This window comes from Micromonospora sp. NPDC047527, assembly GCF_040643015.1.
Taxonomy (GTDB): Bacteria; Actinomycetota; Actinomycetes; order Mycobacteriales; family Micromonosporaceae; genus Micromonospora.
In genome coordinates this window covers 103,499-119,210 of the sequence record NZ_JBEYTK010000005.1, presented here as the reverse complement: position 1 = coordinate 119,210, position 15,712 = coordinate 103,499, and the positions used below count along the sequence as shown (strand labels likewise).

The window sequence follows — 15,712 nt, the reverse complement described above, 5'->3', positions numbered from 1 at the left end:
TGGTGGGCGCTATGCCGTGTCTTATCGTTCAGAACATGACACGCAGTTCGTCAGTACCGACGAGTTGCCCGCCACCGATGAACCGGCGAGCAACTAGAAGGCCGGCGTCGTGTGCAAGTTGGCCCCCATGGCTGGCGGACGCGTCTGTTGCAAGCCACGGTGTCAGGTTGCGTTCGAAGGCATCAACCGCTGACTTCAGCACGCAACTCTCCGTCGCAATGCCACAGAAAACAAGGTCGGTCCACCCCTCCTTTTCGGTCAAGTCGGAACCAGCCGAAGAGAAGTAGGAGTAGATCGTCTTGTCGATCACGGCTTTGGCGCGGCTGGCATGCTGCGCCAGCTCGGGCACGATTTCCGTCTCGGGTGGGCGCTGCACTGAAGACCAGTGAATCAACCGTTCGAATGGGCTGCCGGGGTAGTTGTGGTAGCGGGTGAACACCACCGGCCGCCCAGTCGCCTCCCAGCTCTCCACTAGCTCGACGACCTTGGGGATGACGCCTCGGCTTCGGTCGTTGATGAAGCCGTTCTGCATGTCGATCACGATCAGGGCGGCGCGCTTCTCGCTCATGTGTCGACTCTGCCACTCAACGACGCAGTCTCGCGAAGGGCAGTCTGGGCCTGCACGAGTCGTGCCGGAAGGCCGCTCGTCGAGAGCGTCGCTTCGCGCATCATGCAATGCTGCGCCGTCTCGCGTGCCCTCGCCGTAGTCAATCGTGAGTGAGCTGCTCGGAGGAAGCGCCAGCCGAACTCGGGCGGCATGGCCGGATCCCGTCCGTCTTCGACCTGACGCTGGATGTGGCGGCAGTAGGCCCAGAGCATCTGCACGTCGACCTCACAGGACACCAGGTCGTCGACCCTGAGAGCCCGCTCGGGGGACAGGGCGTGGTAGGCGACGCCGGCCCAACTGGCGTAGCCGAGGGAGACTCCATGGACGCCGAAGGGCTGAACTGAAGGTTGATCGAAGCCTTGGGCTAGTAACCGACGTTCGACGTGGTCGTCCACAGGCTCGGGATACGGCGTCGCGTGACGGTTGACCAGTACAGACGGCAGGCTCATGAGACGCAGGGCGTTCTCAAGTTCGCCATCGCCCCATGCCGACTCCTGCAAGACATACATCGACAGGACGTATTCAGGAGCCACGTGATCGGTGGATGGAGTAGGCGAAAGGAGCCCCATAACCTGATCGGCTGCCCAGGGCACGTCCTCCTCGTAGGTGGTGTATCGCCACGTAGCCAGTGCGGCCAAGGTGCGGAAGTGCAACTCCTGCACGACGTGCAGCACCACGACACCGCACGCAAAGACGTGAGCGGTGCACGTTCCCTCCGCGTGTGGCAGCTCCACGATTGAGACGTCCAGCCATTCATGCGGGCGTCGATGGAAGCCATCTCGGGCGGCCAGCCCCGGGGTTGTCGGCGCGCTAACGTAGGCCGGTATGAACTTGTGGGATTGGACACGAAAGCCAGTCGCGACAGGGCTATGCTGGGGCGCTGTCCGGCTAGTGGCAGCGACGAAACGGTCCACCACCTCACTGCCGGCTCTGCTCAGCACGGTGTCCAGTGCGGCCTGCATCTCTGGCCGAGGATGCACCGCGTCTCGACCGGCCTCCCATTTGGAGACGGTGCGCTCACTCACCCCGAGGTTCTCCGCGAACTCGCGAATGCTCATGCGAAGCGCTTGTCGCAGCGCGCGGGTCTCGCAACCTGTCCACGCCTGGACCGTCGGCAAAGCTCTCGCCTCCCATCGCGCCGTGACCGCCTCGGGCAGCTCATCGGCTTTCTGTGCAGCCTAGGTACAGCGTAGATACAGGGTGTAGTCATACCGCGATATCGATCGCATGGCGAGTGTGGACGCATGGCCCGGGGCGGGTGCTGGCTCCGGGGTTGCGCCGACCCGAACGGCGCAGCTCCGCTCCCGCCCGCCCCGGCGCCGCCTCATCCGTCAACGTCTCGGAGCCGGCATGCCCACCCTGATCGACGACTTCCCGGTCCTCACACCCGTCACCGACGAGGACCTGTGTACCGCGCTGCGGGCGGTCACCGTCCACGTCCCAGAGAGCTGGCCGCAGGGCGAGTTGTGCCGCAGTGAACGTGTCCCGTTCCCGTGCCGGCTCGCCCGCTGGGGGAGGGCGACCCTGGAAGCCGCCGGTTTCACCGAGGCGCAGCTCGGTCAGGGGCCGGCGGCATGACGCCGGGGGAGGCGGTCGGCCAGTGGCTGCGGCTGGTGGTGGCGGACGCGGAGCTGTCGCCGTACCTCATCGGGGTTGACCTGGGTCGACTCGCCGCGCACCTCACCGCGGGCCTGGCCAACGCGCTCGCCGGAGGAGCAACGCCGAGCGACGGTTGGCGCGGCCTGGGGTTGTCGGAGGCGCAGCATCGGAGGGTCGTCGACTACCTGGTGGGGGTGCTCTGGGCGGCCGATCTGCCGGACGACCAGATCGCCCAGGTGCGGCGGACGTTCGAGGTGGACGCGTGAACCTCGCCGCAGCCTGGGCGTCGGTCGACGATCGGGCCGCCGGCGACTTCTGGTGCACCGTGGAGGACCGCCGTCCCGGGTTGCTCCCCAACCGTGAGGCGCCGCTGCTCTTCCACGCGCTGGGTCAGCTCACGCTCGGCGGCGACGACCGGGCAGGCCGGGCGGCGCTGCTGACGGTGCTCGGCCGCGCGTACCGTCGCTATGACCTGCTCCCACACGCCCCCACCCTCGGTGACGCGCTGCTCGCGACGGTGGCCCGGCACGCGCATCCACCATGGACGCCTTCGCTGACCTTCGCCGGTGAGCGCGCCATGGACCGCGCCACGCACGCCGTGCGTCGCGCCGCCGCCCGCGTCGGCGACGGCCCAGCCTGGTGGCCCGCCCAGGTGATCGGCCACGAACGGCCGTCGCCCGACATCGCCATCCTGACGGTACGTCCCTGGCGACGCCTGCCCCACCAGCCTGGCCAGGCCGTCCCGGTCTGCACACCACGCCTGCCCGGACGTTGGCGTTGGCTCTGCCCGGCCAACGCCCCACGCGCCGACGGCACCGTCGAGCTGCACGTCCGCGCCGTACCCGCCGGCACCGTCTCCCACCACCTGACCCATGAGGTACGCCCCGGCGAGCTGATCTGGCTCGGCCCACCCGCCAACACCGGGCTGTGCCTGCGTGGCGGTGATCTGCTGCTCGTCGCCGGCGGCACCGGCCTGGCACCCCTGCGCGCCCTGGTCGAACACGTCGCCGCCGCACCCGACGGTCGGCGGGTGACGCTGGTCGTCGGAGCGCGCACCTTCACCGACCTGTACGACGCCATCACCCTCGACAAGCTGCAACGCGCCCACGACTGGCTGACCGTCGTACCGGCCTTCTCGCACGATCCCAGCGCCGAGCCGGCCGAACAGGGCGACGCCCTCACCATCGCCCTCCAGCACCACGCCGCCTCGCAGACCGTGTACGTCTGCGGGCCGCCGCTGATGCTCGCCGGTGCTCGGCTGCGCCTGCTCGCCGCCGGCGTGCCCGCCGACCGCATCAACCTGCCCGTGATGCTGTGACGGTCTACCGCAGCCTCGGGCCGCTGACCGGCCCGCTCACCCCGAGCTGCCTCCGCGACGTGACGCTTCCCCTTACCCGGTACGGGCAGCGGGGCTACCGGCCCGACGACGTGCATGCGCTCCTGGACCGGCTCGCCTTCGAGCTGGGAGAACGGTCCCGTCAACTCGACCAGGCGCACGCCGAGAACGAGCGGATCAAAAATGCCCTACGCGCCTGGCAGACCGACCGCGCCGCAGGCGGTTAGACGGCCACCTGCCCCGAATGGATCAGCGACGGGCTCCTTCTCGATGGGCGCGTAGCTTCTCTGTGTCCGGCGAGTCAGTGTTCCCACAGCTCCGCCGGCAGCTCCCGGCCCTGCGAGTCGGCCGCCGGTTGGGCGGGTGGCACTTTGGGTGGCGGTGCTCAGTCTCAGTCTGCGGCCGGGCGCGTGGTCGTCTTCCGCTCGGGCACGCGGATGACGTCCGTGTCGATACCCTCCCGCCGAAGGACGTAGAACCAGCCCTCCTCGGTGTCCGGGTCGTAGTGCAGGACAGCGTTCTCTCGGGCGAGGCGCCTGAGCCAAGCGTCCAGCTTTGCCCTCTCGTCATCGCGCAACTGCTTGCCAGAGCGACGGCGTGCCTCGGCACGAAGCATCTGGATCGGAAAGAGCCAGCGGTGCTCATCCTTGAGGAGCCACGGGATCAGTTCGTCGTTGCGGATGGTCCGCCGCTGAAGCCCTCGCCGTCGGCGGAAGTTTCCCCACAGCGACGGTACGGTTTCGACGCCGTACTTGCGGCGGTACTCCTCAACCATCCACTGGTAGGTCCGCCCCTCCTCGAACCACCGGATGGCCTCCTGCTCATTCTGGATCTTCTTTGCGGGCATCGGATCAGTTCGACCTTCCTCGCGGCTGGCGAGCCAGCCACTGCGACTCCCATGAGTGAACCTCCGGATGATCATCACGTCAACCACTGTCAGTAAGCTGCAATGCAGGGTCGGCGACGGGAACAGGAGCCGTTGTGAAGGTCAGCTTGACTGTGTGTGACGTGTGCCAGGACAGGCGGCGCGAGGCCAAGACGTACGGGGTTGTCTCGGAGGGGCGGACCGCAGAGACCGACCGCTGCGAGGAGCATGCGGCGCCGTTCGAGGCGCTGTTCGCGGTGAAAGAGCCGCGTCCCGCGCGCCGCCGGTATCAGGTCACGACGATGGAAGAAATCGAGGCGAGCAAGGCAAAGCAGGCCAATCCCCGCTCGCGGCCCTGATTGAGCGGCGCACTCACGGGCGCGTCAGGTGTTCAGGTCGCCGAATTCGCGTAGCCCGTCGACGTCGAGGGTGATCCGCCCGTTCTCGGTCCACTGCGCAGTGGCGGCGAGCCAGCTCGGGTCGTCGCGTTCGTTGATGTCGCTCCAACTGTGCCGGTGGTGGCGGAGCTGTATCGGCCCGGTCGACGCGCCCGGAGCGAGCGTCCCGCTGGCGAAGGTCAGCTCGACCCAGCCGATGGCGGGGGTGCCCGGGATCGGATACTGCGTCGGCGTCGGTGTCGGCGTACCACCGGGCGACCCGCCCGGCGGTATGAAGACCTGCACCGTCTGCCGGATCCGGTCGCAGCCCAGCACGGCCCAGTCGCAGTTCGTCACAAGCGAGGTGTTGCCGCCCTCGAAGCGCAGGTGGTAGCGCACCCGCACGGTGGCGAGATCGAGCGGACCGCTGCCGGTATTGGTGACCTGGAGGCTGTATTGGATCTGGTTGTTCGTCGGAGCCCAGTCGAGGTTGAGATAGCTGAGCGTCGCGCGGCCGGTGGCGGTGCGGACGGCCGTGGGAGGCGAGCTGTCCGAGTAGCCGCCGAGTGCGCGGGCGGCGATCGCGATCCGGTACGTCGTGCTGGGCGCCAGGTCGGTCACCGTGATGGTGGTGTCGGTGGTGGTGCCCAGGAGGCGGTAGGTGTTGTGGGTCAGCGGCACCTGCACCTCGTAGCCGATCGGGCCGTCGCCGGCCGGCTCACCGACCCAGGCGGACGGCGTCCAGGTCAGGGTGAGCCGGTGTGGCTCGTTGGCCACCACGGTTGGGCTGCCGGGGGTGCTGATTGCCGGGCCGTCGGCACGGGCGGCGTGGACGGTGAGCAGGCTCGCCAACGCGGCGAGGGCGATGGTAGCGGTGACGCGGCGAGCACGCATGCTCCGAATGTTAGGGCCGCCCCGCCGAATTCAATAGCCGACTGTCAATATCTGGGCTTGGCTTCGTGGAGTTGGTCCGCTACATGACGTAGCCGGCCCGGTGCTAGTCATGAGCCTGGGCGGGCGTTCCAGTCGAGGGTCGAGTCGGGCTCGGTACCCGTGCAGGCGAGAGCTGGAGCAGCCCGGCCTTTCGTGCGTACGAGGGGAACTCGGCCCCGGTGCACGGCAGCCGATGCTGTGTCCCCCGCAGCGCGTCGATAATCGCACCCGCGTTGACCTCGGTAAGTCTGCCGGCCTGGCAGCTATCGGCGAGTAGCCAGATCGTGCCGTGAACCGCTAGGCCGTACTTACGGCCTACCTTCGTGGCTTTGCGGTCATCCGTGACTGCCGTACCTCCGTGAATCTCCGCCGCAGCGAAGACGCTAGCCTCGCCCAGGTCTCGTCTGCCGGCGCCGACGCGGCGGACCCAAGTCGAGAATCGATGGAGCTCGGCGATCGTGTCGAGTGCATTGACCTCGACCCACGCAAGGTTCAGCGCCGCGGTGAGCGCGGGCATCCCCTCGGCGCTGGTGCGAAGTTCGTCGAGCACGACGGCGGTGGTGGCCACCCGCCGCCCCGTAACCAGGTCCGCCAGCACGTCGAGCCGGTCGGCGAGCGCGAAATGGTGTAGCACGGTGGCGTCGAAGACGAGTAAGGCGTCGTGAGTCGAAGCTGCGACGGTCACGGTGCCAGATCTGTCTCGTCGCGCGCTGGTAGGTCGCCCAGGCTGATCTGGCCATGCAGGAGTTCGACGGCACGGGCATCCGTTATGAAGTCTCGGCGCCAGGCTTCCATGACGGCGTGCGAATAACCCGGCGGTACGCGAATCGCGTCGAGATCCGGCTGAGGGGCCCAGCCAACCGCGTCCATGATCTCCGCGCGCGTGGGCGTGGCTCGGCTCCAGCGCGTCGATGATGCGTCGAGCCACCCGGCCTGTTCCGCCTGCCGTAGCGCCAACGACCACGACGTGCGGTAGTGCGCGGTGAGCCGGATCATCTCGTCGCGGGATGCTGTGCTGCGGCTGACGTCCCCAAACGCGGCGACCGGGAGGAGGAGTTCGGCCGCGAAGGCGTTGATCAGACTCTCCCGGCCAGAGCGCGACAGGTGCACCGCCAGGTCTCTGGAGTATTCGTCGCCCAGCACCAGATGGCCCAGCTCGTGGGCTGCGGTGGCTCGACGCCGACCCGGATCGCCCTCAATGCTCACCACCGACACCGCGACGTCTCCGTCCACCATCGAGGCACCCTCGCCGGGCACGTCACTGACGAGGACGTACTGGCCGCTGCGTTCACAGAAGTCCATGAGGGTGGCGATGGGCTCTGTGCCGACACCATGAATGCTCCGCAGCCACCGGGCCGCCGCACGGGCGTCGTCTTCCGAGGCGAGATTGCCGTCGTACCGAACGGGGTTGACAAGAGTGAGTGCGCCGGCGTCGAGAAGCTGGCGGACGTCCCTGAGCCAGGAGGCGAGCGCGATCTCCAGTCGTTGAGATCGCCGCGCGACGTCCGTGTCGTTCTCGGCGAGGAGTTCCGAGCGGCGCGAGATCACCGTGGGTCTTGGTTCAAGCAAATGATCGATTGGTACGTCGAGCGCGGCCGCGAGCCGAATCAGCTCCAACGCGTCCACCCGTCGAACACCCGACTCGATCTTGGCGATCATGGTGCGATCGAGGCCGAGCTGAGCGCCCAGTTCAGCCTGGGAGAGGCCAGCCCCGAGGCGGGCCTGGCGTACCTGCTCGCCGACCGTCGTCCAGTCGCCGGTTTCGGTCATGGTGCGATAATCGCACGCCGTCGTGCCGAATGTCTCGACCAACGCCTATCAACCTGACTGGTGGCGCGTTCCCCTTCGATACCGCGATATGGCGTTAGCGGGCGATGGGTGGAAGCGCCTCGGCCGTAGCGTCCGGGCAGTCGGCGCGATTCTGAGGGGGCAACCATGCGGGCAGTCGAGGATGGGGTGTTACCGGGTGAGCGGGCTCCGGTAACCGTCAACATCGACCGGTGGCGGGCAGGGCTGCCGCCGGACGCGTGGCCCGACAGCCTTCCGGCGAACGGCGAGATCTGGCGGCGCGATGTCTTCGCGGTGGCCGACGCGTACCGGGCCGGGTCCGCGAGTCCGCGGCAATTGCTGACCGCCGTGTTGGCCTGGGGTTACGGACCCATCGGGTACGGCCCGTGGCGCACCGCCAAGTCGCTCGCCGCCGACCCGGACGGCAAGCGCCTGGCGTACGCGCTGGAGGCGATGTCCGAGCCAGCGCCGGACGAGGATGCGCTGCGCACGGCGTACCGCCGATTGTCCGACCCCGACCATGCACGCCTGCCGTGGTTGGGGCCGGGTTTGTTCACGAAGGTCCTCTACTTCGTCGGTTACCGGCGCGGCGTGGGCGGTGTGCAGCCGTTGATCCTCGACCGTGTCGTGGCCAGCCACCTTCCGGCCGAAGCCGGCGTCAGTCGCCGCAACGGGTGGCCATCTGAGGAGTGGCTGGCCTATCTGCGGTGGGCAGGCGCGCAGGCCCAGGCAAGGGGGATCGAGCCGGAGGCGGTGACGATGGCGGTCGCGAACGACTGGTGAGGCGGTGGGGACGCTCAGATCGATCAGCGGCGCACCTGATAGCGCAGGTGAAGCACCCGGTTGCCCTGAATCACCACGTCAGGGTCCTCCAGCAGGTGCTGCGCGTCGACCGACCCGAAGTAGCGCTTGCCGGACCCGAACACGACGGGTACGACGTCCATGCGTACCTCGTCGATCAGGCCCGCGGCAAGCACCTGACCACCGACGTCGCCAGCGGCGACCTCGACTATGCGGTCACCCGCAAGCTCCTGCGCCTTGGCCACGGCTGCCTCGACGCCGTCGACGAAGTGAAACGGTGCCTTGGGGTCCCAGCCCTCGGGCTCCGGCCGGTGCGTCACGACGACCACGTGGTCGATCCCGCCTGGAGGCTTCCCGTCCCAGCCGTCCGTCATGTCGAAGACGTGGCGGCCGACGACTGTCACCCCGATCTGGTCCCAGTACGGGCGGGTGTAGTCGTAGGACGTCTGCGACACCTTCAGCGCGCCGCTCTCGTCCAACGGGACGTCACCGCTGGACAACCAGTCGAACAGCGGTCCAGGCTGGTCATTCTCGTCCGCGACGAAGCCGTCCGTCGACACCGAGCTGTACATGACCACCTTGCCCACGGGGCTCTCCTCTGCTCTGGGATACCCCAAATTAGCGTGCCGTGAGCTGCCGCTCTTGTAAGAAATCAATCCGTCGGCAGCGGCCAGCTGTCCAGCACGTGGCCGGGATGTTCGCGCAGGAACCGCCGCCGGACTTCGACGTACCGGGTCGGGGTGAGCCCGGTGAACGCCCGGAACTCGTGGCCGAAGTGGGCCTGGTCGAAGTAGCCCGCGCCACCGGCGAGGTCGGCCCAGTCGATCGGTTCGGCGGGGTTGATCGCGAGCACGGTGGCGGTGAAGCGGTAGGTGCGGGCCAGGCGCTTCGGCGTGACGCCGATGAGTTCCTTGAACCGCTGTGCCAGATGAGTGCTGCTGACACCGGTCGCCACGCTCAGGTCGCCGATCGCCACCGCCCCGCTGGTCGCCGCGATGACCCTGCTCGTATGGCGGACCAGCCCCAGGCCGGCGGTCTCGCACAGCCGTCGCATCAGCTCCTCCTCGAGCAGCGTCAGCATCTCGTGCGGTCCGTCCGCCGTGGCCAGCCGGTCTCGCAACTCAGCAACGGCGGGCCGGCCCCAAACCTGCTCTACCGTCACCGGCCGGTCACACAGCTCGGCCGCGGGCATCGGCAGGAACGGCGCCAGCCCCCACGGTTTGAAGTGCACGCCGACGGACCGCGTCGGGCGTGGGTAGCCGAACTCGAACGCGCGGGTGGGCGTGGTGACCACGCAGCCGTCGGCGTAGTCGGCCGTCTCGATGTCGGTGCCGGCGCGGATGCGGAACGGCGCCCCGAGGTTGACGATGAGCAGTGCCGCCGGACTTGCCGGCAGCGTCAGTCGGGCGTACGGCGGCGCACCCTCCAGGTAGTAGAGGTCGTCGATCAGCCCGTCCAGCGGCGGTCGCGACACTCTGGACACGTACTCCACGCTCACAGCATCGCCGATATCGCGCGCCGGGATGGTCCAGCCCGCGCTGCCGCCAGCATCGAGCCGGCGCCGATCCCGGACGCCTCGCCTCCGCTCGCAGCCGCCGGGGGAATTACGTGAGCGCTGACAGCGGCTACGCCGCGGCGCGGAGACGGTCGTCGAGCGCGTCGAGGTCGGGGACGAACCAGACGTGCCCGCCCTGGTTCGACTCGTGCACCAGGGCACGCAGCGCCGAACTCTCCGCGAGCTGTGCGGAGATGTCACCGACGACGACCAGGCGTAGCCGGTAGTTGACGAACTTCTGCATCACGTCACCGGCGAAGCGGGTGCCCAGCGAGAAGAAGCGCTCGTCGAGTCGGTTGGCGGGCACGGCCACCACCTGGGCGCCGACGAAGGCCGCTCCGATCAGGTCCAGCGCGTCCTGCTCGGTGGCGACCGGCGGGCCGGCCGGGTCGCAGACGAGCACCTGCACCCCGGCGCGTTCCTGGATCTGGTCAGGCATCGTGGACCTCCCGGTCGATCAGGCCGTTGTCAGCGTTGAGGACGGCGTCGAGCAGGTGCAGCAGCTCGGCGGTGGCGGCGGGGTCACCCAGAATGATGATCTTCAAGCGGCGTCGCGCCTCGTCGTGCACGGTCTGCACCCGCAGCGGATTGGCCTGGTCGTGGCCGGTGTTGGCGCTGGCGAGCACGAGCGTGCCGAGTCGGTCGGCGGAAGCCCGGTCGACGCCGTCGATCTGCACGATGCTCGACACCTCGGCCGGCCCGGGGGCCACAGCGGGCGGCGTCTGCCCGGTGAGCGCATCGAGGTCGGTGGCGGCGATCCGGTACTGCTTGCCGATCCGCACCGCCCTCAGCCGACCGGACCGGATGTAACCGCGCACTGTCCGCACGTGCAGCCCGAGTCGGTCGGCGACCTGCTCCACCGAGTACATGTCTTCCTTCATCACTCCCTAACCTACCTTAACCGAGGATGTTAGGGAGTGATGGGGAGTGGTGGCCACCGTGAATCATCTACGGCATCAGCTCCAAAGGGCCCGGGGGCACCAGCGCCCCCAGCGGCGGTGTCACCCTGAGTAGATAAGCGGGCGACCGGTGTCGGACGGTTCCAGTACCGTCTGGAAACCATGGACGCGCACCTCGGCGACGCCATCATCGGGCGGGATCATCCCGCGGCCCTTCTGCGCGCCGAGCTGGACCGGGCCGCCACCAGCCACGGCGGCCTCGCCCTCGTCACCGGCGAGCCGGGCATCGGCAAGACCACCCTGGTCACGGCGGCTGCCCGGGAGGCTCGGCAGCGCGGCGCGCTGGTGCTCGGCGCAGCCTGCTGGGATTCCGACAGCGCTCCCGGCTACTGGCCATGGGTGCAGGTGCTGCGCGGCCTGCGGCGCTCCGCCGACGACTGGGCGGCGGCGCGGCAGTCCGCCGAGCCGGCCCTCGCGGCTCTGCTCGGCGAGACCGGCGGCGAGGCCGACCAGGCCGGCCGCACCGCCAGTTGGGCCGGCGTCGACACGGGTGGCGACATCGCGGACCGTGAGGCGTTCGCCCTGTACGACGCGGTGACCGCCGCGCTGGTCGCCGTCTCCCAGCACCGGCCGGTAGTGGTCGTCCTCGACGATCTGCACTGGGCCGACCCTGCCTCGCTGCGGCTGCTGGAGTTCGCCGCCCAGCACACCTGGTTCGAACGGTTGTTGCTGATCGGCACCTACCGTGACGCCGAGGTCGAGTCGGGCGACCATCCGTTGCGCCCGCTGCTGATGCCGCTGGTCGCCAAGGCCACCACGATCACCCTCACCGGCCTGACCCGCGACGAGGTGGCCGCGCTGATCACACGCACCGCCGGGCGGGAGCCCGAAGCCGACCTGGTCGACGAGGTCCACCGGCGTACCGGCGGCAACCCGTTCTTCGTCGAGCAGACCGCGCGGCTGTGGCACGCCGACGGTGCGGCCGGCACCATCGCACCCGGGGTACGGGAAGCGGTCCGACGACGCCTGGCCCAGTTGCCCCCGGCCGTGGTCGAGGCGCTCACCGTCGCCGCCGTGCTGGGTCGCGAGTTCCACCGTCAGGTCCTCGCGGCCTGCGCGGCCGCCCCGGTGGCACAGGTCGACCGGCTCCTCGACCGGGCGGTCACCGCCCGGCTGGTGGTCGCCCGGGGCGGAGGCCGGTTCGCCTTCGCCCACGACCTGGTCCGGGAGACCCTCTACGACGGGTTGACCGACGACGACCGGCAGGCCCGGCACGGCGCGGTCGTGCGAGCGGTCGACGATCTGCGGGAGCTCACCGACCGGCTGATCCCGGCCGACCTCGCCCGGCACGCTTACCTCGCCGGCCCCGCGCTCGAACGGGCCCGGGTGGCCACGCTGCTGGTCGCCGCCGGGCGGGACGCGTTCGGCCGGCTGGCCGCCGACGAGGGGGCGGTGCACTTCCGCCGGGCGCTGGAGGTCGTCGACGACCGGGCGCAACGGGTGCGGATGCTCATCGAGTTCGGTGAGGCGCAATATCACCACGCCGGCCGTGACGAGGCCGCAACACTGCTCACCGAGGCCGGGGCGCTGGCCCGCACCCTCGATGACCCGGTGTTGCTGGCTCGCGTCGCCCTCATCGTCAACCGCTCCCGCCAGGTGGAGACCATCCACTCGGTCGAGGCGGCGGAGCTGGTGCGGGAGGCGTACCGACGGCTGATCGGCGAGCCGGACGCCACCGCGCCGGTCAGCGCGCTGGTCGCCGACCTGATCACCGCGACCGAGACGATCGCTCGTCGAGGGCAGGACGACGAGGCGCTCACCTTCAGCCTGTGGGCCCGCCATGACACCACCTGGGGTCTGGGCACGGCCGCGGCCCGGGCGGCGCTCACCGCCGAAATTCGGGACGTGGCCCGCCGCTCGGGCGACCGGGAGACGGAGCTGTGGGCCACCTCGCTGCGCTGGGTGGCACTGCTGGAGTTGGGCAACCCCGGCTTCGTCGAGGAGTTCACCGCCTTCGTCAACGCGGACCGACACGGCGACCTCACCCGGCACCAGATTTCGGCGATCGTCGACAGCGGGATCATCGCGGCTTTCCGGGGTGACTTCGCGGAGGCCGACGAGCGGTTCGTCTTTCTCACCGACCTCTCCGACCCGGGCCACGCCCAGTTTGGGTTCATGGGCCATCACCTGCGCTGGTCCCGGCTGGTGCTCCAGGGTCGGTTCGCCGAGGCCGAGACCCTGCTCGACGAGCTGGCACCGATCGACTACCCCTATCAGGAGTTGCTGCGGGCGATCACTGCCGCTGAGCGTGGCGACGGTGTGACGACGATCCGGCTGACCGCCGGCATCGAGGCCGCCAACATCCGGTACCCGCGTCCCGTGTCGCCGCTCTGGCTACGACTGCGTGCGCAGGCCGCCGCCGCGTCCCGCGACCCGCAGCGCTGCGACGACGCGCGGGCCGCGCTGACCCCACATCGTGGAGAGTGGATGGTCGGGCTCTTCGGCTGCGACATCAGCGGTCCCGTCGACCACTGGCTCGCGGTGGTCGACGCCGCGCAGGAGCGCTGGGACGACGCCATCGACGGGTTCACGGCGGCCCGCGACTCCGCCGACCGGCTGGGCTCCCGAACCTGGTCGCTCATCGCCCGCGTCGGGCTGGTGAACGCCCTGGCCGCCCGCGGCCACGCGGGCGACGCCGCGGCCCTGGCCGAGCTACGCGCCACCACCGCCCGCGACGCCACCGCCCTCGGCATGCTCCAGGTCCTGCACCGACTCGGCACCCCGGCGCCAGCCACCACCACCGCCCATCCCGCCAGCCCAAACCAGAGCGCCCTGCCGGGCCAGACCGCCGTGCCAGGCCAGAGCGCCATGCCGGGCCAGACTGCCGTCTTAGGTCAGACCGCCGTGCCGGGTCAGGCCGCGTCGGTCGTGGCGGCAGTTCAGGGGTACGAGTTTCGGCGCGACGGGCCCGTCTGGCAGCTCGCCTACGCGGGCGTCGTCGTCCAACTGCCCGACGCCAAGGGCCTGCACGACCTGCACCTGCTGCTGAGTCGGCCGGGCGGTGACGTGCCCGCCGTGGAGCTGCTCGACCCAGCCGCCGGGCCGGAGCTGGTCGCGGCCCGTCGGATGGGCGGTGACCCGGTCCTGGACGACGAGGCTAAGGCCCGCTACCGACGGCACCTGGAGCGCCTCGACGAGGAGATCGACCGGGCCGCCGCACGCGACGACGACCGGAAGGTAGCCGCGCTGGACGCCGAGCGCGGCGCGCTGCTCGACGAGCTGCGCGCCGCGGCGGGGTTGGCTGGCCGGAGCCGCCGGCTGGGTGACGAGGCGGAACGGGCCCGCAAGACGGTGACCGCGCGGATCAGGGACACCTTGCGCAAACTCGACGAGCGGCATCCGGCGCTCGCCGGCCACCTGCGCGAAGCCGTCTCGACCGGCAACACCTGCCGCTACCTGCCGCCCGAGACGGTGCCCTGGCGGCTCTGAGCACCGCGACGCCGGCCGTCGGTCGGCTCAGTCCTTGAGCTCGGGGTTCAGGACTCGGGCGAGCCAGTCGGCCTGGGTACGCCGGGCTGCGGCTGAGACGCGGACCTGCGGGAACAGCGCCGAGAACCCGTGGAAGCCACCGGACCACAGATGCAGCTCCGCCTCTCCGCCAGCGGCCCAGATCCGGGTCGCGTAGCTGACGTCCTCGTCGCGGAACACCTCGGCCGTCCCGGCGTCGATGTAGGTCGTCGGCAGGCCGGACAGGTCGTCGGCCAGAGCGGGTGAGACGTACGCGGAGGGGGTCTGCTCGCCGAGGACGCTGCGCCAGCCGAACTCGTTCATCTCCCGGGTCCACACGCCGTCCGGGCCGCTGTACTGACGGCTGGACGTGGTGTCGTTGCGGTGGTCGAGCATGGGGCACGACAGCAACTGCGCGGCGATGAGCGGGGTGCCGCGGTCACGGGCCATGAGCGTCACCCCGGCGGCCAGGCCACCTCCGGCGCTGGCGCCAGCCACGACGATGCGGGTCGGGTCGATGCCCAGGTCCGCGGCGTTCTCGGCCACCCAGAGCAGGCCCTGGTAACAGTCGTCGACGAGGGTTTCGCCGGTTGCCTCCGGGGCCAGCCGGTAGTCCACGGTGATCACGACGGCACCGAACAGGTCGAGCCATTCCAGCGGAACGTCGATGTTGGAGAAGCGGTCACCCCACATCATTCCGCCGCCGTGGATCCAGTAGACGCAGGGCGCCCCGGCGGCACGGTTGGTGGGGCTGAGGACGGACAGCGGGATCGGAGTTCCGTCAGAGGCGGGGACGGTGACCTCGCGCCGTTGCACCGAGCGACCCTCCAGGTGCGTCTCGATCGGCGGCTGGGGGAACTGGCGCAGCTGGTTGATCACCTCGGGACCGAGGGGCGGCAGGGACGGCAGGTCGGCCAGGGGCACGAGCAGTTCGGGGTCGATGGCCGGTCGAGGGATGTTCATCGGGGTCCTTCCGTTGGTGTCAGGTCGGGGTGCCGGGTGTGGTCGCCGGTTCAGAAGGTCGCCTTGCCGCCGACCGGCACCGCATCGGTGTACGCGGACTCGCCGGCCAGCAGCGGCTGAAGCTTTGCGACCAGGGCCTGCGCCTGCTCGCCGCCGAAGAACGCGCTGTGGGCCTCGGCGCTGGTCCAGCCCTCGACGACGTGCACGACGTCAGGGTTGGAGGCCGAGCGGGACACCAGGAAGACGAGGCAGTCGTCGTGGGGCAGCGACGGCGCGTCGAGCAGCAGTTCGATCAGCTCGTCGGCCTTTCCCGGCTGCGCGGTCATGGTGGCCTGGAACCCGTGGTGGACGGTCATCGGTGAGACTCCTCATCGTCGAGCTGTGCTGCGCTCTCGGGAAAACTGACACTCCAATGGAATCAGCTACACCAGCAGAAACGTTAGAAGAATGCTCGCTGGCACTTGCCTTATTCTCTCGTTGTG

General features: G+C 69.6%; 19 protein-coding genes. 7 read left to right on the top strand and 12 right to left on the bottom strand.

From position 1 onward, the window contains the following. Positions 1-28: 28 nt before the first annotated feature. Both ABZ808_RS20260 and ABZ808_RS20255 read right to left on the bottom strand, forming a co-directional pair. Positions 29-568, bottom strand: a complete 540-nt coding sequence (locus tag ABZ808_RS20260; RefSeq protein ID WP_357008597.1) for an isochorismatase family cysteine hydrolase — start codon at positions 566-568, stop codon at positions 29-31. Beyond that, positions 565-1,725, bottom strand: coding sequence for a helix-turn-helix domain-containing protein (locus tag ABZ808_RS20255; protein ID WP_357008595.1), 1,161 nt, complete (start codon positions 1,723-1,725; stop codon positions 565-567). Before ABZ808_RS20255 ends, ABZ808_RS20260 begins: the two co-directional genes overlap by 4 nt. Before the next feature lie 232 nt (positions 1,726-1,957). Here ABZ808_RS20255 and ABZ808_RS20250 point away from each other — a divergent pair, with 232 nt between their 5' ends. From ABZ808_RS20250 to ABZ808_RS20235, 4 genes are read left to right on the top strand one after another with little or no spacing between them, the layout of a single operon-like run. Further along, a complete protein-coding gene (locus ABZ808_RS20250) occupies positions 1,958-2,185 on the top strand; it encodes a hypothetical protein (protein WP_357008593.1) in 228 nt (75 codons plus the stop codon). After that, a complete protein-coding gene (locus ABZ808_RS20245) occupies positions 2,182-2,472 on the top strand; it encodes a hypothetical protein (protein WP_357008590.1) in 291 nt (96 codons plus the stop codon). The genes ABZ808_RS20250 and ABZ808_RS20245 overlap by 4 nt, the downstream gene beginning before the upstream one ends. Next, entirely contained in the window at positions 2,469-3,524 is a 1,056-nt protein-coding gene (locus ABZ808_RS20240; RefSeq protein WP_357008587.1) for an FAD-binding oxidoreductase, read from the top strand. Before ABZ808_RS20245 ends, ABZ808_RS20240 begins: the two co-directional genes overlap by 4 nt. Further along, a complete protein-coding gene (locus tag ABZ808_RS20235; protein ID WP_357008585.1) occupies positions 3,521-3,769 on the top strand; it encodes a DivIVA domain-containing protein in 249 nt (82 codons plus the stop codon). Before ABZ808_RS20240 ends, ABZ808_RS20235 begins: the two co-directional genes overlap by 4 nt. Before the next feature lie 164 nt (positions 3,770-3,933). Here the strand turns inward: ABZ808_RS20235 and ABZ808_RS20230 are convergent, their stop codons facing one another. Further along, positions 3,934-4,476, bottom strand: a complete 543-nt coding sequence (locus ABZ808_RS20230; protein WP_357008583.1) for a hypothetical protein — start codon at positions 4,474-4,476, stop codon at positions 3,934-3,936. Between the two features lie 47 nt (positions 4,477-4,523). Between ABZ808_RS20230 and ABZ808_RS20225 the strand changes: the two genes are divergently transcribed. Continuing rightward, entirely contained in the window at positions 4,524-4,766 is a 243-nt protein-coding gene (locus tag ABZ808_RS20225; RefSeq protein WP_357008580.1) for a hypothetical protein, read from the top strand. A gap of 24 nt (positions 4,767-4,790) precedes the next feature. Here the strand turns inward: ABZ808_RS20225 and ABZ808_RS20220 are convergent, their stop codons facing one another. The 3 genes from ABZ808_RS20220 to ABZ808_RS20210 form a co-directional block, all read right to left on the bottom strand. Continuing rightward, positions 4,791-5,678 carry a cellulose binding domain-containing protein gene (locus tag ABZ808_RS20220; RefSeq protein WP_357008577.1) on the bottom strand — a complete coding sequence of 296 codons (888 nt, stop codon included), beginning with the start codon at positions 5,676-5,678 and terminating at the stop codon, positions 4,791-4,793. 103 nt (positions 5,679-5,781) lie between these two features. After that, a complete protein-coding gene (locus tag ABZ808_RS20215) occupies positions 5,782-6,402 on the bottom strand; it encodes a hypothetical protein (RefSeq protein ID WP_357008574.1) in 621 nt (206 codons plus the stop codon). Continuing rightward, positions 6,399-7,487 carry a helix-turn-helix domain-containing protein gene (locus tag ABZ808_RS20210; protein WP_357008571.1) on the bottom strand — a complete coding sequence of 363 codons (1,089 nt, stop codon included), beginning with the start codon at positions 7,485-7,487 and terminating at the stop codon, positions 6,399-6,401. The genes ABZ808_RS20215 and ABZ808_RS20210 overlap by 4 nt, the downstream gene beginning before the upstream one ends. 165 nt (positions 7,488-7,652) lie before the next feature. On the opposite strand from ABZ808_RS20210, the gene ABZ808_RS20205 reads away from it, so the two are divergent. Continuing rightward, the gene (locus ABZ808_RS20205; RefSeq protein WP_357008568.1) at positions 7,653-8,288 is read left to right on the top strand and encodes a hypothetical protein; all 636 of its coding nucleotides are present in this window, start codon (positions 7,653-7,655) and stop codon (positions 8,286-8,288) included. Between the two features lie 23 nt (positions 8,289-8,311). On the opposite strand, the gene ABZ808_RS20200 is transcribed toward ABZ808_RS20205, so the two are convergent. From ABZ808_RS20200 to ABZ808_RS20185, 4 genes are all read right to left on the bottom strand, one after another. Further along, a complete protein-coding gene (locus ABZ808_RS20200) occupies positions 8,312-8,893 on the bottom strand; it encodes a dihydrofolate reductase family protein (RefSeq protein WP_357008565.1) in 582 nt (193 codons plus the stop codon). 65 nt (positions 8,894-8,958) lie between these two features. Beyond that, positions 8,959-9,789: a helix-turn-helix domain-containing protein gene (locus tag ABZ808_RS20195; RefSeq protein WP_357008562.1), complete on the bottom strand. Its 831-nt coding sequence runs from the start codon at positions 9,787-9,789 to the stop codon at positions 8,959-8,961. Between the two features lie 142 nt (positions 9,790-9,931). Then, a complete protein-coding gene (locus tag ABZ808_RS20190) occupies positions 9,932-10,300 on the bottom strand; it encodes a DUF4180 domain-containing protein (protein WP_355631636.1) in 369 nt (122 codons plus the stop codon). Further along, entirely contained in the window at positions 10,293-10,742 is a 450-nt protein-coding gene (locus ABZ808_RS20185; RefSeq protein ID WP_357008559.1) for a helix-turn-helix domain-containing protein, read from the bottom strand. The genes ABZ808_RS20190 and ABZ808_RS20185 overlap by 8 nt, the downstream gene beginning before the upstream one ends. A 180-nt stretch (positions 10,743-10,922) precedes the next feature. On the opposite strand from ABZ808_RS20185, the gene ABZ808_RS20180 reads away from it, so the two are divergent. After that, entirely contained in the window at positions 10,923-14,249 is a 3,327-nt protein-coding gene (locus tag ABZ808_RS20180) for an AAA family ATPase (RefSeq protein ID WP_357008555.1), read from the top strand. Positions 14,250-14,276: 27 nt separating this feature from the next. Here ABZ808_RS20180 and ABZ808_RS20175 read toward each other — a convergent pair whose 3' ends face one another. Both ABZ808_RS20175 and ABZ808_RS20170 read right to left on the bottom strand, forming a co-directional pair. Next, entirely contained in the window at positions 14,277-15,230 is a 954-nt protein-coding gene (locus ABZ808_RS20175) for an alpha/beta hydrolase (protein ID WP_357008552.1), read from the bottom strand. Between the two features lie 50 nt (positions 15,231-15,280). Next, complete coding sequence (locus ABZ808_RS20170; protein WP_357008549.1) at positions 15,281-15,586, bottom strand: antibiotic biosynthesis monooxygenase; 306 nt, start codon at positions 15,584-15,586, stop codon at positions 15,281-15,283. Positions 15,587-15,712 lie beyond the last annotated feature (126 nt).